Source organism: Microcystis sp. LEGE 08355, from assembly GCF_015207185.1.
Taxonomy (GTDB): domain Bacteria; phylum Cyanobacteriota; class Cyanobacteriia; order Cyanobacteriales; family Microcystaceae; genus Microcystis; species Microcystis panniformis.
Map to the genome: position 1 here is coordinate 1 of NZ_JADEXI010000599.1, position 2,787 is coordinate 2,787.

Consider the following 2,787-nt stretch of genomic DNA (forward strand, 5'->3'; position numbering starts at 1 on the left):
GCTTGAATACAGTGGAATGTACGATTAGGGAGGGAAGTTATCGTTTTTCTAAGATAACTCGACCGACCCAACTGCAACAAAAAGCGTTAGATTTATTGGGAGTTTCCCTGATTTGTACCCAGTAACGAGGGGGGGGTAAATTCTCTTCATCCCTTCTACAGCACAGGTTATGGCTTTTTGTCAACGGGGAAGTCCAGGTATATGAAACCCAGCGAAATCCTTACAGCGACCGCCGCACTTTTGTCGAGCTAGTCCTGCAACAAGCTAGGCACTTTCAACTGATTACGGAAGAGGTCTTAGCAAGATCGCAGCAAATCGAAACCTCTGCTAAAATTAAAGGAGTAGATGCTTTGCATATTGCTTGTGCCGAAGCTATAGAAGCAGACTACTTCATTACCTGCGACGATCGAATGATTAAAAAATACAGTGGCACTCTTGCTGTTAAAACTCCTGTGGAGTTTGTCGCCATTATTTTCAACGCTTGAATTGAGAAAAATTACTATGAAAGTTCCAACAGATTTGACGATTCCTGAGATTGAGGAAATTAGAAAAGAGGGAGTTAAAGCTCTCGTAGAAAGATTGGGAATTGCTAAAGCGGCCTTCTTTCTAAGAGAAACATCATCCCAACCTCTAAATTATTTAGAAATTAAAGATCAGTTATTTGGCGAAATGACAGCGAAGGATATTTACTACCAGATTAAAGACTTATGACACTAACTCTTAATTTAACATCGGAAATCGAACAATATCTCAGCCAAAAAGCGACAGAGAAAGGTCTTTCTTTAGAAGCTTATGTCCTCAAGCTACTTAAAGATGCTAAGTACCTATGCAAAATTAATTACATACTCGCCTCCAAAATTGTCCAGCACTTTTTTAACGTAAGCGAGGAGGCTCTTTCGGTCTTTATAGGCGCTAAATTCAATCCATTCATATTTTAAAAATCTCCATAATATTTCAATTAAATTTAAATGAGGTGAATAAGTGGGCAACCAAAATATTTTCAAGTTTTTCTTTTCCCATTCCTCAAGTTTCTCGATAAATGCATCGCTGGTATGAATGGAAGCTTGGTCAATTATTATGACAGTTTTTTTCTGTATATTTTGGCAATATTTATCCAGAAAATTGATAACTGTCTCGCTAGTAACCGTTCCGACCTGTGTCTCATAAAATAATTGATTATCTCGTTTCATTATTCCTAAAATATTTAGTCTTTTACCTTCAATTGGTGGTAACTTTATCGTGGTTTTTTCTTCTTGCCAAGCCTAAGGAATACAAGGCTTTGAATCCCATCCCATTTCATCCAAATATCCTATCTCAATCTCTCCTCTTTTTTCCTGTTTTTTGAGTTCTTCTAAAATAGGTATTTTGACCTCAAGCTCCCACTCATCAGGGGTTTTGCCCACCCCTCTTCTCACCCTTTTCCACCTCATGTTGATTTTTTTTATTAGTCTTTTTATCCTGTCTTTGCTTACGGTTAATTTCCATTCTTCTACAATTTTGAGCTGGATTTTTTTTAAGCTTTTCGGTTCTTCTTTTACCCAGTCAATAACTTGTTGGCTTTGTGCTTCTGTCAATTTAGGTTTTCTCCCTCTTCCTCGACGATTATAAAAACCAATTAGTTTTCTATCTTCCCAGGCCGTCAACCAATTATAGATGGTCTTTCTCGTAACTCCAAATATTCCGCTCAATTCTTCTATCGTGGTTCCCTGAAAACTTAAGAGTATACATTTCGCTCGCTCTCTTACTTGATGATGTTTACTAGCTCGATAAATTCTCTCTAGCATTTTCTGGCTCTCGGGGTTTAGGTCTCTAATAAATCTCATTGTATTTTCCTGCTACTTCGTTTCTTCATCTATTATACTTCTTAATTTTTTATTTGGGTAATTAATTTTGCATGACTACTTAAGCTGTTTCTTCATAGGTTTTATCCCCGCGACTACCCCTTCTTTCTACTTTAAAATTCTGCGCAGATTTTCCAACCCTTGTCTTTCATTTTTCTTCACTTTAAAAACTTCTATTTTTCTTGATATTTTTCGTCCATGACTATTATCTTGTTCGAGAAAGAAACTTTCTGGCTTTGAGTAATTACTCAGGTCTTGTATTCGCTGATAAAGATTTTTCTGATTTCCTTTAACGGTGATAACATAGTCATTTTTACTCTTGGCTATTAAGCTGATTGTTTTTTTCTGACAGTGTAAAGCATCCCCAGTAAAAACTTTATTTTGGAGAGTGCAATCCTCAATTATAGCTTGCCCTTCGTCGATTTCAGACCCTTTTTTGTTTTCGATTCTTTTTAAGTGTAATACTAATCCACTTTCTTGACTAAACAATGAGACAAACATGATGAAATTTTGTTGTTCATTGTTAGGATTACTTAGGGTGTTTTTGAGACTTTTTCCATCCATACCTAGCCAATTTATATCATCTCTTTGTCCATATTCTTGTAATGCCCATTCCTTAAACATTTTTAACAAAATCTGACCATCAACTCCCATCATTACCCTTCTAATTGTTGAATAGGATGGGACTCTTTCTGGAATTATGTTAAATTCTTGACTGAGCCTGTGCCGATTATTTTTAGCCAACTCTCCTAGCTCTCGATCACCTGAGTATCCTAGCATTGTTCCCAGTATTATTACTACTAATACTATCCATAAAGGCAGAAATGTTGAATCTCGTAACAAAACTTTACATTTAAGAACATGACAACCCCAGAACGCCATTTTTCAGATTGAATAGACAATTTTCCTAAACCAGTGTACATAGCTGATATGTTGACACATAAAA

1 protein-coding gene and 3 pseudogenes are annotated in these 2,787 nt (G+C 36.2%); 2 read left to right on the forward strand and 2 right to left on the reverse strand.

Going from position 1 to position 2,787, the window contains the following annotated elements:
* Positions 1–227: 227 nt before the first annotated feature.
* Both IQ242_RS21690 and IQ242_RS21695 read left to right on the forward strand, forming a co-directional pair.
* A pseudogene (locus IQ242_RS21690) lies at positions 228–485 on the forward strand (PIN domain-containing protein); the annotation flags it as partial.
* Between the two features lie 16 nt (positions 486–501).
* Entirely contained in the window at positions 502–711 is a 210-nt protein-coding gene (locus IQ242_RS21695; RefSeq protein ID WP_012267522.1) for a hypothetical protein, read from the forward strand.
* 113 nt (positions 712–824) lie between these two features.
* On the opposite strand, the pseudogene IQ242_RS21700 reads toward IQ242_RS21695, so the two are convergent.
* Together IQ242_RS21700 and IQ242_RS21705 are read right to left on the reverse strand one after the other, a co-directional pair.
* Positions 825–1,823: pseudogene (locus tag IQ242_RS21700) on the reverse strand (IS630 family transposase).
* 82 nt (positions 1,824–1,905) lie between these two features.
* Positions 1,906–2,660: pseudogene (locus IQ242_RS21705) on the reverse strand (ISAs1 family transposase); the annotation flags it as partial.
* Positions 2,661–2,787: the final 127 nt, after the last annotated feature.

Coding starts and splice junctions, on each gene's coding strand:
- IQ242_RS21695 (WP_012267522.1), top strand. CDS start 502: ATGAAAGTTCCAACAGATTTGACGATTCCTGAGATTGAGGAAATTAGA.